The organism is Candidatus Magnetaquicoccus inordinatus (assembly GCF_004217665.1).
GTDB lineage: Bacteria > Pseudomonadota > Magnetococcia > Magnetococcales > Magnetaquicoccaceae > Magnetaquicoccus > Magnetaquicoccus inordinatus.
Genome location: NZ_RXIU01000212.1, coordinates 1 through 6319 on the forward strand (window position 1 = coordinate 1; position 6319 = coordinate 6319).

The 6319-nt window shown below is 49.8% G+C and carries 4 protein-coding genes; 2 read left to right on the forward strand and 2 right to left on the reverse strand.

Annotation, left to right across the window (positions count from 1 at the left end; genetic code table 11):
• Window positions 1-476 precede the first annotated feature (476 nt).
• Window positions 477-722 carry a CCDC90 family protein gene (locus tag EJP87_RS13045; RefSeq protein WP_130472311.1) on the reverse strand — a complete coding sequence of 82 codons (246 nt, stop codon included), beginning with the start codon at window positions 720-722 and terminating at the stop codon, window positions 477-479.
• Between the two features lie 1001 nt (window positions 723-1723).
• On the opposite strand from EJP87_RS13045, the gene EJP87_RS13050 reads away from it, so the two are divergent.
• Both EJP87_RS13050 and EJP87_RS13055 read left to right on the forward strand, forming a co-directional pair.
• The gene (locus EJP87_RS13050; protein ID WP_130472312.1) at window positions 1724-2299 is read left to right on the forward strand and encodes a recombinase family protein; all 576 of its coding nucleotides are present in this window, start codon (window positions 1724-1726) and stop codon (window positions 2297-2299) included.
• Between the two features lie 102 nt (window positions 2300-2401).
• The gene (locus tag EJP87_RS13055; RefSeq protein WP_130472313.1) at window positions 2402-2827 is read left to right on the forward strand and encodes a coiled-coil domain-containing protein; all 426 of its coding nucleotides are present in this window, start codon (window positions 2402-2404) and stop codon (window positions 2825-2827) included.
• Between the two features lie 283 nt (window positions 2828-3110).
• On the opposite strand, the gene EJP87_RS13060 is transcribed toward EJP87_RS13055, so the two are convergent.
• Window positions 3111-6215 (reverse strand): type I restriction endonuclease subunit R, encoded by a 3105-nt coding sequence (locus EJP87_RS13060; RefSeq protein WP_130472314.1) that lies wholly within the window; start codon window positions 6213-6215, stop codon window positions 3111-3113.
• Between the last annotated feature and the right edge of the window lie 104 nt (window positions 6216-6319).

Genomic DNA, 6319 nt, shown 5'->3' on the forward strand with positions numbered 1-6319 from the left:
CGGCACAAAACGCAATCAATGCACTATCGGCACGATAGGCAATTATTGAGATAACAGCATTGCCAGCCAGATAGGTGCCATTCGCATGATAAGCAGGCACAGCACAGCACGCATATAGCGCATTAAGCGCATGACGGGCATCAACGGCAACTCAAGCATGACAAGCACAGTCAGCACGAAGCGCAGTAGCAGCAAGGCAGGTGATTACCGCACGACGCGCATAGCCAGCAAGACATACATTTCTGGCAGGACAGGCAGACATGGCATTGCTCGCACTATACGCGATTCTGGCAGCGTTTGCTGTATTGCGGCCACTACCCTGCCGGCCACACTGAGAACGAGCCTGAGAATCACACTGAGAGCCAGCATTAGGCATTATAGTTGACCGGTTGGCTATGTGTGGGCAATGGCAGTGCACATCTGGATGGTGATTAACTCTATCGTCCAGGAGGCGTGGCAGGAGTTGGAGCAGTCGGTCAGTGTGTCTGGAACATTTTCAAGATGGTGACAATGAACACAGCCTGTCCGGCGGCAACACCGAACATCCACTTGATGATTTCGGCCTTTGTTTCGGCAAGATCGGCTTTAGTGGCCAATTCTTCCATACGGGTATCACGTACCTCTCGCAACGCTGTCACAACCTCTTCAGCTTGTTGCTCTGTAAATCCGGCGGCTTTGAACCGTTTGGCATAAGCCATGGTGTCAAAAGTAGTGGTTGCCATCGCTTTCTCTCCCGTGTGTACTCAATCTGCCGTATCATCGCTTTTTCACCATGGCAAAGTCAATAGGCTTGTCTCGCCATTGGCCAGGGAAGATGTTGACCGGGGGTAATCGGCAGGCTACACTCCCCTTTCACGTCACGTTTGATTTCTGACATGAAAAGTAATATTTGAAGGTGATCATGGGTAGTATCGTGGGTAGCAAAAAATTGTCATTGAAAAATAGATGTAAATTCAATATGTTGCAACTGGAGTTCGACGGACTGCTCCTCCGCCAGTCTGTTCTTGTGTGCTCCCGTTTAAGCAAAATCAATCAGTTACAAGCTTCGCTTTTTTCTCTTCTAAGCTGCTTTCCACCAACGTTTTCCACCAACCTTGCCAAGCTTCAATCTAGCAACAGTTAATCGGCATAGTCAACAACTCATGCTCTGTCAGCACTGCCACTTCAGGTCAACAGGAGAGTCTTGTTGATGGTTGCCCTTGATCTGACTGAGGGCAAGCCTGTGTGTCGTTCTCTGTCAACAGTAGAGCCTTGTGAGCAATTGCCCATGCCTGGCTTCCATCCATACAGAGAACACATGAAAAAAAGCTACAGCAGTCGAGTGGATGTAGGTCTCGCTTCCATCCGTACAGAGAACACATATTTCCGTCATTTAGAATTACGGTATTCTGTTCCTGGCTTCCATCCGTACAGAGAACACATCCGTACACAAGTACATCCATGCAGAGTATAAGCATGAGCTATCAAGTCAGTGTTCCTACCTGTTCAAGATTCATCCTTCCTTAATCAGGCTTCCTCTTTCTCTCTTCCTCTTACTTGTACTAACGTTCATCACTAACGTCCATCATTCTTTCAACACTGTCCAAAAACGACCGTATATGGACATGGAGAAATGATCATCAAAATGGGTGTCCATAAACCTGTTGACAGATTTTTGGACATTATGTATTTTGAACATCCTTTTTGAACGCATTACCAGCAGGATAATTAAGGAGTGATCAAGATGCAGACTTTTGCCTATCTCAGGGTTTCCACCAGCAACCAGACCACAGAAAACCAACTGCTTGAGATTGCCCAGGCTGGTTATCAGTTAGACCTTGTTTATGCTGATACGATTAGTGGCTCTGTTCCTGCCCTCAATCGACCAGAATTTGCCAAGATGATGGATACCATCAAGAGAGCTAAGACAGCAAAGAGATTGATAGTCAGCAAGTTGGATCGGTTAGGAAGGGATGCAGTAGACGTACTCAGCACAGTCAGAGCCTTGGAAGCTGCAGGGTGTACTGTTCGTCTGTTGCAGTTAGGTGATCTGGAATTGACATCACCAGCAGGTAAGATTGTCTTGACCACTCTGGCAGCAGTAGCAGAGATGGAAAAAGACATCCTCATTGAAAGAACCCATGCTGGTCTCAGCAGAGCAAAGAAGGAAGGAAAGAGCCTCGGCAGACCAAAGGTGACCAATGACAGCAAAGCCTCTCTGATTCTTCAGCAGTTGGCCATTGGAACCAGTGTTGCCCAGGTTGCTAGAGAGCAAGGAGTGTCTCGACAAACAGTGATGAGGATAAGGGATGCACAGTAGCATGGGGATATGTGAAGTGCATTTCCCTGCTGCATTTTTCTTTCCATAGCCGCTTTGGTGCGATACAGTATAGACGTATCCACATTGGGAGGAGTAATCGTCATGAGCACATCCATTACCGTACCGTTCGATACATTGGCCTTCGTAAAGAGACTGGAGACAGCCGGTATCCCTGCTGCCCATGCGGAGGCACAGGTGGAAATGCTCTCTGATGTCATTAAAAAGGTAGAGGAAACAAGACTACAGGAGTTGGCCACCAAGGGTGATGTTCGGGAAGTTGAACTGAGATTGGAAGCAAAGATTGAGACCACCAAAGCGGAACTACGCAGAGATATTGAGACTGCCAAGGTGGAAACCATCAAATGGGTGATCGTTACAGGCATCGCCGTTCTTGGGGGAGTGGCTGCAATCAATCGGCTTGTGCCTCCTGTTCCTACCTACTACCAACCCACCATCCAGGAGCTTCGTCAACCGTATTCTGTCCCTGTTCCTCCTCTATCTCCCCCACAGTCTCCCCCTACGCACTGATGTCTTGTTCCTGTCTCTGTGTGTGCGTCTGACGCACATTCTCCCCTCTAAAGTTGGGATGTACCTGAACAGCAATGATAGTTCTTAAAGGTTATTCATTGTCATTAATGACATTGCTGTGCTTGTGATGGTCTATTGCTAACTACCGGCTCGATTTCCATAATTCAGAATGAGGGTATTCTGCTTATCGTCATCTGGGTAGAGCTGGCGAGCCAGCACGAACCTGAATAGTTACAGAGGTTGTTCGTATTCAATGGAACAGGGAGGCAAGGCAGGTTGCAGTTTAATTGTTTAGCCACTCCTCGCCCAAAGCCTCTGCTTGTTGTAACACCAACTGCACTGCCGCATCCTGTTGGTCTGGAGGATATTTGTGTTTGCGCAGGATACGGCGCACCATTAAACGCAAGGTGGCCCGAACGCTTTCCCTGGATGACCAGTCTACTGTAATGTTTTTTCTGAGATTGTCAGTCAACTCTTGGGCTATCTTCTTCAGAGTCTCATCACCCAGCTCCCGAACCGCCGATTCATTATCCGCCAAGGCATCGTAAAAGCGGATTTCATCCTCCGTTAGTCCAAGCTCCCCTTCCCGGTGTGCTGCATCCCTGAACTTCTTCGCCATCCCAATCAGCTCTTCAATCACCTGGGCGGTTTCAATCGCCCGGTTCTGGTATCTCTTGATGACGTTGGCAAGCAATTCCGAAAACCTTTTTCCCTGAACAAGATTTCTGGAAAAGCGGGATTTGATTTCCCCGCTCAAGAGTCGTTCCAACAGCTCCACCGCCAAATTCCGTTCGGGAAGATTTTGCACCTCTGCCAGGAATTGATCATCCAGAATCCCGATGTTGGGTTTATCCAATCCCACCGCATCGAAGATATCCACGACCTGCTCTGAGATCACAGCGGAATTGATGATTTGCCGGATGGCCAGTTCCTTCTCTTCGTCCGTCAATTTTTTCTGACTGATATCCCTCTTGGTCAAAATGACCCGTACCGCCTGGAAGAAGGCTATCTCTTCCCGAACTGCTTTGGCTTCATCCAGCGTACAGCAGAGGGTGAACGCCTTGCTCATGGCCAACGCTTCATCACAGAACCGCTTCTTGCCGTCCTTTTGTTCCAATACATGGTTGGCGGCTCCGGCCAACCTCTTGTGGCCGGTGGTGAGGAAATCGCTGTAGTCGTATCCGTTCAGCATTCCCCGGATGATGTCCAGCTTTTCTGCCAGCACCGCATAAGCTTCTGAGGAATCCACCGTGGGCCGGCCACGGCCTCTGCTGTTGGTATACTCCTTGAGGGCAGATTGCAGCTCGTTGGCAATACCGATATAATCCACCACCAAACCGCCCTGTTTATCCTTGAATACCCGATTCACGCGAGCAATGGCTTGCATTAAATTGTGACTCTTCATCGGTTTATCGACGTAGAGGCTATGGAGACAAGGGACATCAAACCCGGTCAACCACATATCCCGCACAATCACCAAGCGGAGTGGGTCTTTGGGGTCTTTGAACCGCTTCTCCAGTCTCTTTTTGACCGGAGAGCCATACAGATGGGGTCGAAGGAGAGGCTTGTCACTGGCGGAACCGGTCATGACAATTTTGATGGCTCCCTTTTCCGGGTCCATATCATGCCAGTCAGGACGCAACTCAATGATTTTATTATAGAGATGTACACAGATTTCCCGACTCATCGCCACTACCATGGCTTTGCCGGTCTGCGCCTTGTTTCTCTCCTCGAAATGGGCCACCAGGTCCGTGGCAATGCTGGTGATGCGAGGTTCAGCACCAACCACCTTCTCCAAGGCTGCCCATCTGCTCTTCAACTTATCCTGTTGGCTCTCCTCTTCATCCTCGGCCAATTCATCCACCTCGGCATCAATATGGGGCAACTCTTCTGGATTGATTGCCAGTTTTGCCAGTCTTGATTCAAAGTAGATGGCAACCGTAGCCCCATCCTCTTTGGCCTGCTGCATATCGTAGACGTGGATGTAATCACCAAAGACCGCACGGGTATCCTTATCTTCGCTTGAAACAGGGGTTCCGGTGAAGGCTACAAAGGTGGCATTGGGGAGTGCATCCCGCAGATGTTGGGCATAACCAACTTGGAATTTTTCCTGACCCGGTTTCCCCTTCAGAGCAGCGGCAAAGCCGTATTGGGTGCGATGCGCTTCGTCAGCAATCACCACGACGTTGTGACGGTCGGAGAGCTGGGGAAAGGTGTCTTCATCCTCCCCCGGCATAAATTTTTGGATGGTGGTGAAGAGGATACCCCCGGAAGCGCGATTCTTGAGTTTCAGCCGCAGGTCTTGACGAGTGGTGGCTTGAACCGGCTGCTCTCTCAACAAATCCTGAGCCAACGAAAAGACACCATACAGTTGCCCATCCAGGTCGTTGCGGTCGGTGATGACCACGATGGTGGGATTCTCCATTGCCGCTTCCTGCATCACCCGTGCGGCAAAACAGGTCATGGTGATGCTCTTGCCACTTCCTTGGGTGTGCCACACCACACCCCCTTTGCCTTTTTCTTTCTTCTCTCCTCCATGTCGGGATACCTCCACCACCTGTTGAATGGCGGCTCGTACCGCATGGAACTGGTGATACCCGGCAATCTTTTTGACCAGGGTTCCATCATCTTCAAACAAAACAAAATATCGAATATAATCCAATAAATAGACTGGTGAGAAAACGCCCCTGATAAGGGTTTCCAACTCGTTGAACTGACCCAACGGGTCCAGTGTGACACCATCGATGGTACGCCATCTCATGAACCGTTCCGCATTGGCGGACAAAGATCCCATCCTGGCTTCACTTCCATCAGAAATCACAAGGATTTCATTGTATTGGAACAAATCGGTAATCTGTTCCTTGTAGGTCTGGAGTTGCTCAAACGCCTTCCAGATGTCGGCCTCCGCATCCGCCGGATTCTTCAACTCCAGCACCACCAAAGGCAGACCATTGACGAACAGAATAATATCCGGTCTGCGGGTGTGACGTGGACCTTTGACCGAGTATTGATTGACCGCCAACCATTCATTGTTGGCGGGATGGCTCCAGTCGATGAGTTGCACGAAATCTCCTCGTGTCTCCCCATCCTTCTGGTATTGCACCTTCACCCCACCCACCAACTGATGATGAAAATGGCGGTTTGCCGAAAGCAGTACCGGAGACCCTAGATTGACCACCTGTTTGAGGGCATCCTCTTGAGCTGTGGAGGGTACGGAAGGATTCAAACGGGCAATGGCACTGCGGAGACGGTCAATGAGGAGGATTTGTCGGTAATCTTTGCGTTCTGGGGAGTTTCCATCCGGGGCCAAATCCGGGCCGTGCAGATGCGTATAGCCAGTCTCACCCAACCAACCAAGGACTTCTTTTTCCAACTGCTCTTCGGTCATGATGCCTCTTCAGTTTCGGGTAATCGAAGTTGACCGGAGATGAGACGGGGGAGGAGGGTGTCACGGAGGGAGGTGAGGGTTGAACTCCATAGAATATTCTCCAT

Bases quoted from the DNA above. Each gene is read 5' to 3' on its own strand.
- EJP87_RS13050 (WP_130472312.1), top strand. From the start codon at position 1,724: ATGCAGACTTTTGCCTATCTCAGGGTTTCCACCAGCAACCAGACCACA.
- EJP87_RS13060 (WP_130472314.1), bottom strand. From the start codon at position 6,215: ATGACCGAAGAGCAGTTGGAAAAAGAAGTCCTTGGTTGGTTGGGTGAG.
- EJP87_RS13045 (WP_130472311.1), bottom strand. From the start codon at position 722: ATGGCAACCACTACTTTTGACACCATGGCTTATGCCAAACGGTTCAAA.
- EJP87_RS13055 (WP_130472313.1), top strand. From the start codon at position 2,402: ATGAGCACATCCATTACCGTACCGTTCGATACATTGGCCTTCGTAAAG.